Origin of the sequence: Pararhodospirillum photometricum DSM 122 (genome assembly GCF_000284415.1) — a bacterium.
In the GTDB taxonomy this organism is placed as follows: domain Bacteria; phylum Pseudomonadota; class Alphaproteobacteria; order Rhodospirillales; family Rhodospirillaceae; genus Pararhodospirillum; species Pararhodospirillum photometricum.
In genome coordinates, this window is the sequence record NC_017059.1 from 1,066,287 (window position 1) to 1,082,622 (window position 16,336).

The 16,336-nt window shown below is 65.4% G+C and carries 13 protein-coding genes; 6 read left to right on the forward strand and 7 right to left on the reverse strand.

Annotated features, from left to right (window positions below):
• Positions 1 to 7 precede the first annotated feature (7 nt).
• Positions 8 to 859, reverse strand: a complete 852-nt coding sequence (gene dapD, locus RSPPHO_RS04645) for a 2,3,4,5-tetrahydropyridine-2,6-dicarboxylate N-succinyltransferase (protein ID WP_014414113.1) — start codon at positions 857 to 859, stop codon at positions 8 to 10.
• Between the two features lie 327 nt (positions 860 to 1,186).
• Here dapD and RSPPHO_RS04650 point away from each other — a divergent pair, with 327 nt between their 5' ends.
• The 4 genes from RSPPHO_RS04650 to RSPPHO_RS04665 all read left to right on the forward strand — a co-directional run bounded on the left by RSPPHO_RS04650 (position 1,187) and on the right by RSPPHO_RS04665 (position 5,476).
• Complete coding sequence (locus tag RSPPHO_RS04650) at positions 1,187 to 2,563, forward strand: class II 3-deoxy-7-phosphoheptulonate synthase (RefSeq protein ID WP_041794239.1); 1,377 nt, start codon at positions 1,187 to 1,189, stop codon at positions 2,561 to 2,563.
• A gap of 24 nt (positions 2,564 to 2,587) precedes the next feature.
• The gene (locus RSPPHO_RS04655) at positions 2,588 to 3,730 is read left to right on the forward strand and encodes a nicotinate phosphoribosyltransferase (protein ID WP_041794243.1); all 1,143 of its coding nucleotides are present in this window, start codon (positions 2,588 to 2,590) and stop codon (positions 3,728 to 3,730) included.
• A 101-nt stretch (positions 3,731 to 3,831) separates the two neighbouring features.
• Complete coding sequence (locus RSPPHO_RS04660; protein ID WP_041794245.1) at positions 3,832 to 4,572, forward strand: 3-deoxy-manno-octulosonate cytidylyltransferase; 741 nt, start codon at positions 3,832 to 3,834, stop codon at positions 4,570 to 4,572.
• A 37-nt stretch (positions 4,573 to 4,609) separates the two neighbouring features.
• The gene (locus RSPPHO_RS04665; protein ID WP_041794248.1) at positions 4,610 to 5,476 is read left to right on the forward strand and encodes a prephenate dehydratase; all 867 of its coding nucleotides are present in this window, start codon (positions 4,610 to 4,612) and stop codon (positions 5,474 to 5,476) included.
• 53 nt (positions 5,477 to 5,529) lie between these two features.
• Here the strand turns inward: RSPPHO_RS04665 and RSPPHO_RS17565 are convergent, their stop codons facing one another.
• Both RSPPHO_RS17565 and secA read right to left on the reverse strand, forming a co-directional pair.
• Positions 5,530 to 7,617, reverse strand: a complete 2,088-nt coding sequence (locus tag RSPPHO_RS17565) for a PhnD/SsuA/transferrin family substrate-binding protein (RefSeq protein WP_051013664.1) — start codon at positions 7,615 to 7,617, stop codon at positions 5,530 to 5,532.
• 167 nt (positions 7,618 to 7,784) lie between these two features.
• Positions 7,785 to 10,451, reverse strand: a complete 2,667-nt coding sequence (gene secA / locus RSPPHO_RS04675; RefSeq protein WP_041794251.1) for a preprotein translocase subunit SecA — start codon at positions 10,449 to 10,451, stop codon at positions 7,785 to 7,787.
• Between the two features lie 255 nt (positions 10,452 to 10,706).
• Between secA and RSPPHO_RS17570 the strand changes: the two genes are divergently transcribed.
• Positions 10,707 to 11,417 (forward strand): DUF4175 family protein, encoded by a 711-nt coding sequence (locus RSPPHO_RS17570; RefSeq protein ID WP_051013666.1) that lies wholly within the window; start codon positions 10,707 to 10,709, stop codon positions 11,415 to 11,417.
• Entirely contained in the window at positions 11,369 to 11,917 is a 549-nt protein-coding gene (locus tag RSPPHO_RS04685) for a hypothetical protein (RefSeq protein WP_051013668.1), read from the forward strand. The genes RSPPHO_RS17570 and RSPPHO_RS04685 overlap by 49 nt, the downstream gene beginning before the upstream one ends.
• A 66-nt stretch (positions 11,918 to 11,983) precedes the next feature.
• Here RSPPHO_RS04685 and RSPPHO_RS04690 read toward each other — a convergent pair whose 3' ends face one another.
• The 4 genes from RSPPHO_RS04690 to RSPPHO_RS04705 all read right to left on the reverse strand — a co-directional run bounded on the left by RSPPHO_RS04690 (position 11,984) and on the right by RSPPHO_RS04705 (position 16,288).
• On the reverse strand, positions 11,984 to 13,567 hold the full coding sequence (locus RSPPHO_RS04690) for a TRAP transporter large permease (protein ID WP_014414120.1): 1,584 nt from the start codon (positions 13,565 to 13,567) through the stop codon (positions 11,984 to 11,986).
• Positions 13,564 to 14,106 (reverse strand): TRAP transporter small permease subunit, encoded by a 543-nt coding sequence (locus RSPPHO_RS04695; protein WP_041794257.1) that lies wholly within the window; start codon positions 14,104 to 14,106, stop codon positions 13,564 to 13,566. Before RSPPHO_RS04695 ends, RSPPHO_RS04690 begins: the two co-directional genes overlap by 4 nt.
• A gap of 111 nt (positions 14,107 to 14,217) precedes the next feature.
• A complete protein-coding gene (locus tag RSPPHO_RS04700) occupies positions 14,218 to 15,309 on the reverse strand; it encodes a TRAP transporter substrate-binding protein (protein WP_014414122.1) in 1,092 nt (363 codons plus the stop codon).
• Positions 15,310 to 15,547: 238 nt separating this feature from the next.
• Complete coding sequence (locus RSPPHO_RS04705; protein ID WP_041794260.1) at positions 15,548 to 16,288, reverse strand: arginyltransferase; 741 nt, start codon at positions 16,286 to 16,288, stop codon at positions 15,548 to 15,550.
• Positions 16,289 to 16,336 lie beyond the last annotated feature (48 nt).

A 16,336-nucleotide genomic window follows, 5' to 3' on the forward strand; every position in this document is an offset into this window, starting at 1 on the left:
GGACTCCTTAGCGCGGCAGATCGCGCAGCAGATCGTTGATGGACACCTTGGCGCGGGTCCGTTCATCCACCCGCTTGACGATGACGGCGCAGGCCAGACCCGGCCCCGGGGTGCCATCGGGCAGCGGCTTGCCGGGCAAGGTGCCGGGAACGACGACGGCACCGGCCGGCACGCGGCCCATGAAGACCTCGCCGGTCTCGCGGTCGATGACCCGGGTCGAAGCGCCGATAAACACGCCCATCGACAGCACGGCGCCGGTTTCGACGATCACGCCCTCGGCCACTTCCGAACGGGCGCCAATAAAGCAGTTGTCCTCAATGATCACCGGCCCCGCCTGGAGCGGCTCCAGCACGCCGCCGATGCCCGCGCCGCCCGACAGATGGACATTGCGCCCGATCTGGGCACAGGAGCCGACGGTGGCCCAAGTGTCGATCATCGTGCCCTCGCCAACGCGAGCGCCCAGATTGATGAAGCACGGCATCAAGATCGCCCCGGGAGCAACATAGGCCGAGCGACGCACGACGCAAGTGGGCACGGCGCGAAAGCCCGCCTCCTGAAAGCGCGCAGCGTCCCAGCCCTCGAACTTGCCGGGCACCTTGTCCCACCAGACGGCGCCGGCCGGGCCACCGGTCATGACGGTCATGTCGGACAGGCGAAAGGACAGCAGCACCGCTTTCTTGAGCCACTGATGGACGGTCCAGGTCCCGTCGATCTTTTCCGCGACGCGCAGGGTGCCCCGATCAAGGCCGTCCAGCGCCGCTTCAACGGCGTCGCGCACCGGACCGTGGGTGGCCGGGGTCAAAGCGTCGCGCTCTTCCCAGGCGGCATCAATGATCTGGCTCAGGGACTGGTCGGTCATGGCGTCCTGGTCGCTCCTGCGAATGTCTTGGGGAGGGGGCCTCCGGCAGGTCCCAGGGTCGTGGGCACACGCGAAGGCGTAAAGAACCGGCAGCGAGAGGGTCTGGGCCGGGCCACAACCATACCCCCCGAGGCGGTCAAGTCAACCATGGCCAAAGGAACGAAGGGGGGGGGAGAGACAAAGGGAAGGCTGGGGCGGCGAGGCCTCCCCAGACCCCTCCGATCCTGGGCGGCTTTTTCGCTGGTCAGGAGGAAATCGCTTGCGTATATCGAACCCTTCTCGCCTAAGGATCTCTCGACGCCCTCACACGCTAAGGAATCGCCCGCCATGGCCTCGACCTGGACCCCGGACAGCTGGCGCTTGAAGCCCGCCCGGCAGATGCCGGACTACCCGGATGCCGCGCATCTCGCGGCCGTCGAAGCGGAGCTGGCGCGATTTCCCCCGCTCGTGTTTGCCGGCGAAGCCCGTTCCTTGCAAAGCGCCCTGGCCCGGGTCGGCGAGGGCAAGGCTTTCTTGCTGCAAGGCGGCGACTGCGCCGAAAGCTTCGCCGAGTTCTCGGCCAACACCATCCGCGATACCTTCCGCGTGATGCTGCAAATGGCCGTGGTGCTGACCTTTGGCGCCGCCTTGCCGGTGGTCAAGGTGGGGCGCATGGCCGGTCAGTTCGCCAAACCGCGCAGCGCGCCGTTCGAGACCGTCGAAGGCAAGGAGTTGCCCAGCTATCGCGGCGACATGGTCAATGCCATGGATGCCGACCTGGACGCCCGCATTCCCAATCCCGACCGCTTGCTGCGGGTCTATCACCAGTCGGCCGCCACCTTGAACCTCCTGCGCGCCTTTGCCCAGGGCGGCTTTGCCCATCTGGCCCAGGTGCACGAATGGACCCTGGGCTTTGTCCAGGGCAGCCCGCAGGCCGAGCGCTATGGCGCCTTCGCCGATCGTATCGCCGAATCCCTGGACTTCATGCACGCCTGCGGCTTCACCGCCGAATCCGTGCCACAGATGCGCGAGACCGACTTCTACACCAGCCACGAGGCGCTGCTGCTCAACTACGAGCAGGCCTTAACCCGCACCGACTCGCTGACCGGGCGCTGGTATGGGTGTTCGTCGCATTTCCTGTGGGTGGGCGATCGCACCCGCGAGCTTGATGGGGCCCATATCGAGTACCTGCGCGGCATTGCCAACCCGGTGGGGGTCAAGGCGGGCCCGTCGATGAAGACCGACGACCTGTTGCGGCTGTGCGACGTGCTGAACCCGCACAACGAGCCGGGCCGTCTGACCATCATCGTGCGCATGGGGGCGGGCAAGGTGACCGAGGGCCTGCCGCCCTTGATCCGCGCCATCACCCGCGAGGGCCGCAACGTGGTGTGGTCGTGCGATCCCATGCACGCCAACACGGTCAAGGCCAGCAGCGGCTACAAAACGCGCGACTTCCTCAAGATCTTGCAGGAAGTCACCGAGTTCTTTGCCGTGCACCGCGCCGAGGGCACCCACCCGGGCGGCGTGCACTTTGAAATGACCGGGGCCGACGTGACCGAGTGCATCGGCGGCGCCCAGGAGATCACCGAGGCCGCCCTGGGCGATCGCTATCATACCCATTGCGACCCCCGCCTGAACGCCAGCCAGTCCCTGGAACTGGCGTTCTTGATCGCCGAGGCCCTGAAGGCCGAACGCAGCCGCCTACGGGCCCAATCCCGCGCCTGAGCGGGGAGTGTGGAGGAGAGGACCATGGACAGGCGCTCCGATCGCTGGCCCGGTGCGGCCGAGGTCGCGCAGTGGACCGACAAGTATTTTTCCCGCACCGCCGATGTGGTCCGGCGGTTCGGGGATGTCACGGTGACTTATGCCGTGTTCATGCGCCGTCCGGTGCTGTTTGCGCCGCGTCTGGCCCTCGACTGGCTGAAAAACGTGGCGGCCGAGCGCGGCACCCCCGTGGACATCACCCCCCTTTATAAGGAGAGCGAATGGGTGGGCGCCGGCGAGCCGATGGTGTATCTCACCGGCTCGTTTGCCGCGCTGTCCGAACTGGAGACCTTGTTTCTCCAGAAGCTGGGGGCGTGCTGCGTCGCGGCCTACAATGCCTTTCACATGTGCATGGACCTGCCCACGGTCGCCTTCCTGGCCATGGATGCCCGCCACTGCGCCGGGACTGAAATGGCCGATCTCATGGCTTATGCCGCCTCGGTCGGCGGGCAGCGGGCCCGGCGCAAGGGCGACGCCAAGGGCTTTGTCGGCAACGCCACCGACGCCACCGCCCACTACTTTGGCCAGGACGAGGGCCGGGGCACCATGCCCCACAGCCTGATCGGCTATGCCGGCTCGACGTTGCGCGCCGCCGAGATGTTCCACGAGACCCACCCCGAGGTGGATCTGATCGTCCTCGTCGATTACTTCGGCCAGGAAATCACCGATGCCCTGGCCGTTTGCCGCCGCTTTCCCGAGTTGGCGGCCGAGGGCAAGTTGGGCATGCGCCTCGATACCCACGGCGGGCGCTTCGTCGAGGGCCTGGACACCCAGACCTCTTACAGTGTCCTGGAGCGCAACGCCCGCGAGGCGATCCGCGGCTACCGCTCGGAAACCGAGTTGCGCTACCTGATTGGCACCGGCGTCTCGGCCGCCGCCTTGTGGCACATGCGCGAAACCCTGGACCGGGCCGGCTTCCCCGCCGTGCGCCTGATTGCCTCCTCGGGCTTTTCCCCGGCCAAGTGCCGGGTGATGGCCTATGCCAAGGCCCCGGTCGATGTTATCGGCACCGGGTCTTATCTGCCCGAGAACTGGAACGAAACCTACGCCACCGCCGACATCATCTCCTACAATGGCGAAGCGCGGGTCAAGGTAGGCCGCGAGTTCTTGTTGCGCGCGCGCGAATAATCGGCTCACAACGCCGCGTTGATGATCCCCAAGGGACTGAGGGGTCTGGGGAGGCCAGCCTCCCCAGCCTTCCTTTCTCCCGAGGACGGAAAGTTGAAATCATGACCCCCCTTCTGGTCATTCCCGCACGTCTGGCGGCGACCCGCCTACCCAACAAACCGCTGGCCGACATCCACGGCGAACCGATGATCGTCCACGTCTGGCGCCGAGCCCTTGAAGCGGATCTGGGCCCGGTTCTGGTGGCGGCGGGCGATCCCGAAATCGTGGCCGCGATCCACGCGGTTGGCGGCGAAGCCGAGTTGACCGCCCCCGATCTGCCAAGCGGCTCGGACCGGGTGTGGCAGGCCCTGTGCCGACGCGACCCCGAAGGCCGCCACGATGTCATCCTCAACGTCCAAGGCGATCTACCGACCCTCGCCCCCCAAGTTCTGCGCGAAACGTTGCGCGCTCTAGCCACCGATCCGAGCATCGACATCGCCACCCCGGTGTGTGCCATCACCCGCCCGGAAGAACGCACCAATCCCAACGTGGTCAAGGCAGTGGCCGGCTTTGCCCCCGGCGCGCGCCACGCCCGCGCCCTCTATTTCAGCCGGGCCAGCGTGCCGTCCGGCGACGGGCCGCTTTACCACCATATTGGGCTCTATGCGTGGCGCCGGGCCGCGCTGGCGGCTTTTGTCGGCTGGGCGCCCGGCGTGCTGGAGCAGCGCGAGCGGCTGGAGCAGTTGCGCGCCCTGGAGCATCATTTGCGCATTGAGGCGGCCCTGGTCGAGACCGTGCCGCTTGGCGTGGATACCCCCGAGGACCTGGAGCGAGCCCGCGCCGCCCTGGCGCCCCGGGCGTGAGCGTCTTGTTGTTTCCTTCCCTTGGAGTGCGCCGTCCATGAGCGATCCCACCGTGACCGTGGCCTTCCAGGGCCTGCCCGGGGCCTATTCCCATATGGCGTGCACGCGCCTGTTTCCCGGCTGGTCGGTGCTGCCCTGCCCGGCGTTCGAGGACGCCTTTGCTGCGGTGCGCGAAGGCCGGGCCCGCCATGCCGTGCTGCCCATTGAAAACTCGGTGGCCGGCCGCGTTGCCGACATTCACCACCTGATGCCCGATTCTGGCTTGTTCATCGTCAACGAGTTCTTCCTCAAGGTAAGCCACCACCTGTTGGTCGTGCCCGGCACGCCGCTCGAAAGCGTCAAGGTCGTGCGCAGCCATGTCCACGCGCTGGGCCAATGCCGCAAGTTCATCAAGGCCCACGGCCTGACCGCCATCGTCCACGCCGACACGGCCGGCGCGGCGGCCGAACTGGCGGAGCAGCGCCGCCCCAACGAAGCGGCCATCGCCAGCGAACTGGCCGGCGAGTTTTATGGCCTGGAGTCCCTGTGCGCCAACATTGAAGACGAAAACCACAACACCACCCGCTTCCTGGTCATGGCCCGCGAGCCGGTGGTGCCCCGCGATGATCTGGCGTGCATCACCACCTTTGTCTTCCAGGTGCGCAACGTGCCGGCGGCGCTGTACAAGGCCCTGGGCGGCTTTGCCACCAATGGCATCAACATGACCAAGCTGGAGAGCTACCAGGTGGGCGGAACCTTTGTCGCCACCCAGTTCTATGCCGACGTCGAGGGCCGTCCCGAAGATGCCCCCCTCACCCGCGCCCTGGAAGAACTGGGGCACTTCACCAAAGAAGTTCGGGTCCTCGGGGTCTACCCCGCCCATCCCTACCGCTTCGCCGCACGAAAAGGGTTGCCGGCCGAATAAGCCCGCACAAAAGAAGGGGCCTGGGGAGGCTGGCCTCCCCAGCCTTTTCTCTTCTAGCCTCCCGCCCCCTTCGGAAAGCTCAAGACAAAGGTACTCCCGCGACCGGGCTGGGACCGTACCGTGATCCTGCCGCCATGACGGGTCATGATCTTCTTGCACACCGCCAAGCCCAACCCGGTCCCCTCGCGCGGTTCGTCGGTTCGGGCCCGTTGGAACAGGGCGAACACCCGGTCTTGATCCTCCGACGCGATGCCGATGCCATTGTCGGTGACTTCGATCACCACCTCTTTGCCGCTGTTCCACCCGCTCACAGAAATGACCGGAGAGAGGGTCTTTTGCCGATAGGTGATGGCGTTGCCAATCAGGTTTTGGAACAAACGAACCAAGTCGATACGATTGCCTAACACGGTGGGCAAGGGGGTCCCCAGATCAATGCGAGCCTCGCTCTCGCGCGTGGCAACGCGCAGGTTCTCCAGGGCCTCGCGAACGACGGTCGCCAGATCAATGGATTCCCGGGGCGTGGTGAGGCTGCCGACCCGCGAGTAGTCGAGCAAGGCGACGATCAGTTGGTCCATACGCCGGGCCCCGCCGAGGGCAAAGTCGATGAAATCCCGCATCTCACCGGTGGCGTCGGGTCCCAGCCGGCGATTGATCAAGTCCAGGTAGCTGCTGACCATGCGCAAGGGTTGGCGCAAGTCATGGGAGGCCACGTGGGCGAAATGCTCCAACTCGGTGTTGGAGCGTTGCAACTCGGCCTCCAGGGCCTTGCTGCGGGTGATGTCGTGCCAGACGCAAACCAGCGCGGGCCGCAAGTCCAGATCAATGCGGTTGATACACACGTAGGTGATCATCGGCGAGCCATCGGCACGAGCGTGGACCCACTCAAAGCACGGGGACTGGCCGCCAAGCGCCGCTTGCCTGATCTCCTCGTGGATCTGCCGCGAGGGGCGGCCGTCGGGCTGGATCTCGGGGGAAATGTCGAGAGGCCCCCGCCCGACTATCTCGCTTTTGCTACGGCACCCCAGGACATGCAAGGCGGCGGCATTGCACTCGGTAAAGCGATCCTCGACTAAGATCAGCATGGGTTGAGGAGACGCCTCGAACAGCTTGGAAAAGCGCAATCTCCCTTGACGAACCCTTTTGTTTTGCCACTCCAAAATCCCAACCGCCGCCCCCAGCAGCAGGCAAAACACCAAAACAGCGACAACAGCGCTTCGATAGCGCCCCCAAAGATCGGCCAGGGAAAAAAACGGCGGCGCATCGAAAGGCGGCGCACGCATCCGGTGCAAAACCTCCTCCACCGGGCCATAGTCGGCGGGAATGGTAAACCCCTCGATCCCCAGAGCGTGCGCCAGCTCTGTGTGCTCCCCAAGGGTCAACAAGGCCACCGTCAACCGCCGGGCCCGGTCGGCCTCCAAACCGGGCCGCACCGCCACGGGCCACTCGGGATACAGCCGGGTCGAGGTCGCGTGCGGAAAAAACGGCTCCTCCTGGCGATGCAACACCCGCACTGAGGCCGGGTCGAGCGTCCCTTTGGCCACCATGGCTTCCATCTCGCTGGTGTGCACAAAGGCGACATCGACGCGCCCCTCAAGCAGAGCCTCCACGGCCCTGTCATGGGGCATGCCGGTGACCAGGATCTGCTCGCCCTGGGGGATGGGTACCCCGGCGGCCAGCAGTTCGAAGGCTTGCACCTGGAAGCTCCCCAAGGACTCCACGGACGGCGTAGCCACCCGCTTGCCGACGAGATCGGACAAGGTCGTGATCTGGGGGTCGTCGGCGCGCCCCAAGATAACCCCGCCAAACGAACTCAGGGCCTTTTCCCCCTCGCGGACCACCTTGGTGGCCACGGGGGCCGACACGGCAGAGCGGGCTTTCAAAACGCTGTAATGGGATGGATTGGTGATCACCACGTCAAGGGCCACGGCGCTCACCGCCGCGTTCATCTCCGGGGTGCCATAGGCCTCCACCACGACGGAGCCCCCCAGGGCCTCTTGCAGATACTGGGCCAAGGGCTGCCACTGAGCCCGCGTTCTGGCCACATCACGACAGGCCAGCAGCCCCACCCGCAACGGCTCGTCGGCCTGAACGGCGCCAAGGCCGGTCAAAAACACAAAGAGCACGACCAGGATCTTGTTCACGGCATCGCTCCTGTCCCCGTCCAGTGCTTGGGGACCCGGCGTCCGGTTTCGACCGCCCTCGCCAGTCCCCCCGGGGACCCCGGGACGGGGGAGAGAGCGGGCCACTCCCTCCCTCGTGTGTCTTCAAGATGACACTCCTTGAGACTTTTGGCAAATGGGGCTGCCGCTTAAGCCAGCGCGCCGTGGCAGTGCTTGTACTTTTTGCCCGAACCGCAAGGGCAAGGCTCGTTGCGCGAGACCGGCCCCCAGGTTTCGGGGCGCTGGGGATCGATGGGGTGACCGGTCACGCTCATGGCGACGGGGCCGGTCGCCGAGGTCGGGATCGGGGGCTCGGTCTGGGCCTGGGGCGGCGGCTCGAAGTTGAGCTGAACGTTGCACAACACCGCCGTGACCCGCTCGCGCAGTTCGGACAGCATAGCCTGGAACAGCGAGAAGGCTTCCGACTTGTATTCGTTGAGCGGGTCGCGCTGGCCGTAGGCGCGCAAGGAAATGCCTTGGCGCAGGTGCTCCAGGTGCAGCAGATGTTCCTTCCACACGCCATCCAGGATTTGCAGCAGCAGGCTCTTTTCGACCATACGAATGACCGACGCGCCATAGAGGGCGACGCGCTCGGCCATGTGGGCGTCGGCGGCCTCGACCAGACGGGCGCACACCTCGTCGGTGGCGATGCCTTCCTCGTGGGCCCAGTCGGCCAGCGGCACCGACAAGCCCAAGATCCGCTCGACCTTTTCGGCCAGCCCCTCGACATCCCACTGCTCGGGCATGGCTTTGTGGGGCATGGCGGCCAGCACCATGTCCTCGATGACTTCGTGGCGCATGGCGGACACGGTCTCGCTCACGTCCTCGACGATCATCAGATCGCGGCGCTGTTCGTAGACGACCTTGCGCTGGTCGTTCATGACGTCGTCGAACTTGAGCAGGTTCTTGCGGATCTCGAAGTTGCGCGCTTCGACTTTTTGCTGGGCTTTTTCCAGGGCTTTGTTGACCCAGGGGTGGACGATGGCCTCGCCATCCTTCAAGCCCAGCTTGCGCAGCATGCCGTCCATGCGGTCGGTGCCGAAAATACGCATCAGGTCGTCTTCCAGCGACAGGAAGAAGCTGGTAGCGCCCGGGTCGCCCTGACGGCCCGAGCGGCCGCGCAACTGGTTGTCGATGCGGCGGCTTTCGTGGCGCTCGGTGCCGATGACATAGAGACCGCCCGCGTTCAGGGCCTGGGTCTTTTTGGCTTCGATATCAACGCGCAGGGCAGCGATGCGCGCGTTGCGCTCCTCTTCGGGCAGGTCGGCCGGGATTTCGCGCTGGACCCGCATGTCCAGATTGCCGCCGAGCTGGATGTCGGTGCCACGGCCGGCCATGTTGGTGGCGATGGTCACGGCGCCCGGCACGCCGGCTTGGGCCACGATGAAGGCTTCTTGTTCGTGGTAGCGGGCGTTAAGCACCTGGGGCTTGATGGTGGTGTGCTTGCGCAACAACTCGGCCAGCATCTCGGACTTTTCGATGGACGTGGTCCCCACCAGAACCGGCTGACCGCGCTTGTGGCACTCGTCGATCAAGGTCACGATGGCGTCGTACTTTTCCTTGGCCGTGCGATAGACCTCGTCGTCGTGGTCCTTGCGCTTGACCGGACGGTTGGTGGGAATATCCACCACGCTCAGGCCATAAATCTCCTGGAACTCGGGGGCCTCGGTCATGGCCGTGCCGGTCATGCCGGCCAGACGGGGATACATGCGAAAGTAATTCTGGAAGGTGATCGAGGCCAGGGTCTGGTTCTCGGGGCGAATATCGACGTTTTCCTTGGCTTCCAGGGCTTGGTGCAAGCCATCGGAGAAGCGCCGGCCCTCCATGGCGCGGCCGGTGAACTCATCAATGATGATGACCTTGCCGCTTCGCACCATGTAGTGCACATCGCGGTCAAAGAGCTTGTGGGCGCGCAAGGCCTGGGTGGCGTGGTGCAAGGCCGTGACGTTGCGGGCATCGTAGAGGCTGCCCTCGACCAGCAAGCCGGTTTCTTGCAGCAAGGTCTCGATATGCTCGGAGCCTTCGTCGGTAAACGTAACGGCGCGGGCCTTTTCGTCCACCTCGTAGTCGTCGGGCACCAAGTGGGGGATCAGTTTATCGACGGCGCGGTAAAGAGCCGAGCTGTCCTCGGCTTGTCCCGAAATGATCAAGGGGGTGCGCGCCTCGTCGATCAAGATGGAATCCACCTCGTCCACGATGGCATAAGAGAAGGGCCGCTGGACCATATCCTCCAGGCGGTGCTTCATGTTGTCGCGCAGGTAGTCGAAGCCCAACTCGTTGTTGGTGCCGTAGGTCACGTCGCAGGCATAGGCCGCCTGGCGCTGGGCATCGTCCATCTCATTGACAATGACCCCGACACTGAGCCCCAAGAAGCGGTAGACTTGGCCCATCCACTCGGCGTCGCGCTTGGCCAGATAGTCGTTGACCGTCACCACGTGCACGCCCCGGCCGGTCAAGGCATTCAGGTACACAGGCAAGGTCGCGACCAGGGTTTTGCCTTCGCCGGTGCGCATCTCGGCAATGCGGCCTTGATGCAGCACGATCCCGCCCATCAACTGCACATCGAAATGGCGTTGACCCAAGGTCCGCTTGGCGGCCTCGCGCACGGTGGCGAAGGCTTCGGGCAACAGGGCCTCCAAAGACTCGCCATCGGCAAGGCGGTCCTTGAACCAGCCGGTGCGCGCACGCAATTCCTCGTCGCTCAGTCTCTCCACCTCTGGCTCCAGAGCCGAGATGGCCGCGACGGTCTTGGTCAGACCCTTGATGGTCCGGTCATTCGCGGTTCCGAAAAGCCGCCGGGCAATGGCGCCGAACATGGAAATCCTCGAGGTTGCGGGAAAGGTGGCGGGCGGACGAGCCCACGGCTCCCGACGACACCGGGAACCGGGATGGAACAGATAAGCGCCGTCCTTCGTCCTGTCAACGCAGGGCGGCGGCGGCGCGCTGGCGAGACAAACCCCGACCCTGCCCAAAACAAGACGCTTCACGAGCAGCACCTTGCATTTTTTGCTTTTCCCGGCGAGGTGTTGTCCCCATCTTCAGCCGAGACGCCGTTTCGCAGGGAGCCCCGCTTGTCCTCCCCCCGCCCGCCCCCGCGCCGCCCCTCCGGCCCCCGCTCCTTTTGGGAGGGGACGAGGCGCTGGCTGTTGCTCAGTCGCCTGTTTTTGGTCTGGGAACGCCTGTGCGCCGCCTTCTGGCCGCTGGCCTCGGTCCTGGGGGGGCTGCTGGCCCTGGCCCTGGCGGGCCTGCCCGCCTGGATGCCGGCCTGGGGCCATGCCCTGGTCTTGATGATCGGCGTCGCCTTGATCCTCGCCACGACAGGAGCCGGGTTGCGGCGCTTTCGCTGGCCCAGCCCGCACGAGGCGCGCCGACGCCTCGAGGCCGGCGCCACGGAGCGGGTGCTGACCGCCGCCACCGACCGTCTTGCCCTTGGAGACGCCGATCCCCTGACCCGGGCCCTGTGGGCCCGCCACCGCCGCCGAGCCCGCGCCGCCGCCGCCCGGTTGCGCCCGCGGCCGCCCGATCCCGTGGTCGCTGCCCGGGACCCGCGGGCGCTGCGCTTTATTCCGGTGCTGCTGCTGGTGGTGGGGGCGGTTCTGGGAGCCGGGGATCCGGGCTCCCGCCTGCTGGCTTTCTTGTCCCCGCGCCTGGGCAACGGCGAGGGCCGGCCCATCGCCCGGGTCTGGCTGACGGGGCCGGCCTGGGGCTGCCAGCGCCGACCCCGGACGAGGTGGTGGACCGTCTGCGAACCCTGCGGGCCGCCCTGGCCGATGGAGCGTTGACGCAAGAGCAGTTCGCGGCCGAGCGTCTGGCAATCTTGGATGCCTTGCTGCCGGCCCAGCCTCGCGAGCGGGCCCGCCTGATGCCGCCGCCGACCTTACCGGCGGAGGGACAGGTTGCCGAGGATCGGGTACGGGCCATGCGCGCCGCCGGACTGGTTTCTCCGGCCGATCTTGGGGCCGAGACTGCCGCGATCCAACGCAGCCTACGGGCCGCTGTGCCCAAGCCGGCCACCGCGGCGCGACCGGCGACGGCGGGGGAACGTGCCGCCAACGGGGTTCATCTGGCGTCGTATAAGTCGGAAGCGGCGGCGCGGGAGGCCTGGAAGGACTTGACCCGGCGCTTTCCCACCCTTCAGGGCTTGTCGCCGCGGGTCGTTCAGACCGATTTGGGGGCCAAGGGCGTGTTCATGCGGCTGGAGGCCGGGCCGGTCAGTTCGCCGCAGGCCTTGTGCCAGAGCCTGAAGCAGGCAGGGCAGTACTGCGCGCCGGTTGCGCTGTAGCGGCAGTAAAACAAGAAAGGCTGGGGAGGCGTGGCCTCCCCAAACCCCTCCTTTCCAGGGCTTCGTTTACCCGAACACTACTTTGGGCAACCACGTGGCGCCCTGAGGGAAGAGGGCCAGCAAGCCCAAGGCGAGAATCTGGATCAAAATGAACGGCACCACGCCGCGATAGATGTGCATGGTACTGATCTCGGGCGGTGCCACGCCGCGCAGGTAGAACAGGGCAAAGCCGAACGGGGGCGTCAGGAAGGAGGTCTGAAGGTTCATGGCCATCATCACGCCCAGCCAGACCGGATCGAGGCCCATCTTCAACAGCACCGGCCCGACAATGGGCACGACCACGAAGATGATCTCGATGAAGTCGAGGAAGAAGCCCATGATGAACATCACCAGCATGACCACCAGCATGGCGCCGACAACGCCGCCCGGCAGGTCGCTCAGGAACTGATGCACCATGGCCTCGCCGCCCAGTCCCCGGAAGACCAGGGAGAACAGGCCCGCGCCAATGACGATGACAAACACCATCGACGAAATCTGGGCCGTGGACCGCGACACCTCCCACAGCACGCCCGACGCCGACAACCGGCGCAAGGACACAACAAGACCCCAGACCACCGCCAGCAGGCCGAGAGTCGCCAGGACAAGGCCCAAGCCATCCGCAAAGCCAATCACCGTGCGGTTGATGCGCAGGTCGAACATCTGCACCATGACCAAAACCAGCACCAAGCCCAGGCCAGCGGCGTGAATGGGCAAGGGCGAGGCGTTCGCGTCGCTGCGCAGGCCGCCCAGCAGCAAGGCGCCGACCGCGCCCAGGGCCGCCGCTTCGGTGGGGGTGGCAACGCCCGCCAGAATGGAGCCCAGCACGGCGACAATGAGCAAAACCGGCGCCAGTAGAGCCTTGGCAAGGCGCAGCAGGGTTTGGCCCAGCGCCACCTTCTCGCCCTCGCTCGGCATGGCCGGGGCGCACGAAGGCCGCAACCAAGCGATCACGATCACATAGAGCATGTACAACCCGACCAGCGCGAGGCCGGGGATCAAGGCGCCGGCGAACAGGTCGCCCACGCTGACCGGATCGGGGGACCAGTTGCCCAGCGCGCGCTGGGCGTCGCCATAGGCGTTGGAAATCTGGTCGCCCAGCAGCACCAAAACGATGGAGGGCGGGATGATCTGGCCCAAGGTGCCAGCGGCGCAGATGGTGCCGCAGGTCAGGGCCGGGTCATAGCCGCGGCGCAGCATGGTGGGCAGGGACAGCAAGCCCATGGTCACCACGGTGGCGCCCACGATGCCCGTGGATGCCGCCAGCAAGGCGCCGACCACGCACACCGAGAGGCCCAACCCGCCGCGCAGCGACCCGAACAGGCGGCCCATGCTCTCTAACAGGTCCTCGGCCACCTTGGAGCGTTCGAGCATCACGCCCATGAACACGAACAACGGTGCGGCAATGAGCACGTCGTTGGTCATGGTGCCGAAAATGCGCTGGGGCATGGCCATGAGGAAGGCCGTGTCAAAGGCGCCGATACCCGCGCCCGCCAAGCCAAACAGCAAGGCCACACCGGCCAGAGTGAAGGCCACCGGGAACCCGGCGATGAGGAAGCCACAGGTCGCGGCAAACATCGCGAGGGCGTACAGTTCCTTGGCAAAAAGGCTCATGCGTGGTGCTCCCGCCGGGGGCCGAAGGCGGTATCAAGGCCCAGGAGAGTCAGCAGCGCACGCGCTCCTTTCGAGACACCTTGCACGATCAACAAGCCGGCAAAAATCAAGATGCTGGTTTTCAGCAAATAAATCCCCGGGATGCCGCTGGTCTCCTTGGATCCCTCGTGGACCGCCCACGCATTGGCCACATAAGGCCACGAGACATAGAGGACCAAAATACAAAACGGGAAGAGGAAGAAGACCGTGCCCAGAAGGTCAATCAGCGCTTTGCGCCGCCGACTGGCCTCGCGGTAAAAGATATCGACGCGCACGTGGCCGTCCATCAGCAAGGTATAGCCCGCCCCGACCATGAAAATCACGGCGTGCATGTACAAAACCGATTCCTGGAGCCAAATGAAGCCCAGACCGTACACATAGCGCAAGACCACGACAAGGAACTGGACCAGCACCATCACTAGCGCCAGTCCGGTGACAAGGCGCCCGACGGCCAAATTGAGGGCGTCAAGGGCACAGGAGAGGCGATATAAAGCACCCACCGAAGCCTCCCGGTGTGACAAGAGAAGAAAAAAACAGGAAAAAAGAGCGCCTTTCAGGAACGGAGGGGTCTGGGGAGGCTTGCCTCCCCAGCCTTCCTTTCCTCTGGCCTTTTAGTACTCGAACGGCAAGGCCCGAGCGTTAAAGTAAGCCTGATCAGCCAACCGGCCCCACTCCACCATCTTCTTGCGGAACGCCAGGAAGCTCTCGTACACCTTGGTGGTCATGGGATCAGCGGCTGCGACCTCGCGCACCACATCGCCCGACAGCTTGCCAATCTGGCGGATCGCCTCGTCGGGGAACAGGCGGTGCTGGACCTTGTGATCATTGACCAAGGTGCGCAGGGCGTCGGCGTTGCGGGCGTTGAACTCGGCCAAGCCGTAGTCGTTTTCCGCGCCACAAGCCGCTTCCATGATGGCCTTGTCTTCGGCCGACAACGAGTTCCAGAAATCGAGGTTGAAACCGGCCGAGATCGTGGCGCCCGGTTCGTGGAAGCCCGGCGAGTAGTAGTACTTGGCCACTTTGTAGAACCCGAAGGCCAAGTCGTTCCATGGGCCGACCCACTCGGTGGCGTCGATGGCCCCGGATTGCAGGGCCGGGAAGATCTCGCCGCCCGGCAGGTTGACCACCGCCGCGCCCAGACGCCGCATCACCTCGCCGCCCAGACCGGGCATGCGGATCTTCAGGCCCTTGAAGTCTTCCAGCGTGTTGATTTCTCGATTGTACCAGCCGCCCATCTGAACGCCGGTGTTGCTGGCGGCAAAGCCCTTGACCTTAAAGCCCGCCGCCAGTTCGTCCCACAGAGCCTGTCCACCGCCATGGTACAGCCATGCGTTGATCTCGGGACCGGTCAGGCCAAAAGGCACGTTCGAGAAAAAGTTGAAGGCTTTCGATTTGCCTTGCCAATAGTATTCCGAGCCGTGGTACATCTCGGCGGTGCCGCTGGACACGGCGTCGAAGGCCTCGAAGGCTGGGACCAGTTCGCCCGCCGCGAAGACCTTGACCGTGAACCGGCCTCCGGTCATGCGCGCGATGCGCTGGCCCAGTCGTTCGGCGGCGGTGCCCAGACCAGGGAAGTTCTTGGGCCACGCGGTGACCATTTTCAGTTCCCGGGTCCCCTGGGCCAGGGCCGGCCGGGGGAAGCTGCTGGCGGCGGCGACGGCGCCGGCCGCCGCTGCGCCACTCAGAAAGTCGCGGCGTTTCATGGGCGGATGTCTCCCTTTCGCTTTTTCGCGCGTCGCTTCCCTTCAAGGGAAGGCCCAGCGCGGCTGGCGAGTATGGGGGGGCTGGCCCCAAGAGGCAATCCCGCGACCGTTAGAAAAAAAGCAAGGCTGGGGAGGCGGGGCCTCCCCAGACCCCACGCTCATACGGGCTCTTCCCGTAAAGGAGGCCTCAGGAATCGAGGGGTCTGGGGAGGCCCCGCCTCCCCAGCCTTGCCTTCCATCACCCAGCGGTCTCCAGGTCCTCGAACGGCACCCAGCCCTGTCGGCTGAACGCTTCCAGGGGTTGAAAGCGTTCCTTGTAGGCCATCTTCGGACTGTTGGCGATCCAGTAGCCCAGATACACATAATCCAGGCCCTGGCGCAGGGTTTCCTCGATCAGCCAAAGGACAATCCACGTCCCCAAGGAGCGCTGAGGCGGCAAGGTGGTATCGAAAAACGAATAAACCGCCGACAGCCCATCCGAGAGATGGTCGATGAGACAGGCCGCCTTGAGGACCCCCGCCGGATCGCGGAACTCGGCGAGGGCCGTGCGGATCGGGCTATCCTCGATCATCGAGCGGTAATCAAAAAAGCCCATCAGGGCCATGTCGCTGTCGCCGTGGCGCGCGTGCTGGTACTGGGAGAACAGGTGGAACTGCTCGACGTTGGCCCGGGCCGGGATGAGACGCCCGCTCAGGTCGGCGTTGGCCGCCCAAACCTTGCGCAAAGTTCGCCGCTGTACGAAGTCATGCGAACGGATGCGCACAGGAACACAGGCCTCACAGCCCGCACAGACCGGGGCGTAGGCGATGGTGTGGCTGCGCCGGAAGCCCGCCCGCGACAAGGATTCGTGCAGCGGTTCGGCCTCCGATCCGGTCAGGTCGGTGACAACCTTGCGCTCCATCCGGCCCGGGAGATAGGGGCACGGCATGGGCGCCGTCGTAAAGAAAAAATGGGGACGATGGATGGGTCCCTGGTCCATGGTCTTTTGTGCCTTTTCCCAAACCGGCGTCCCCCTCGCCTGGAGACG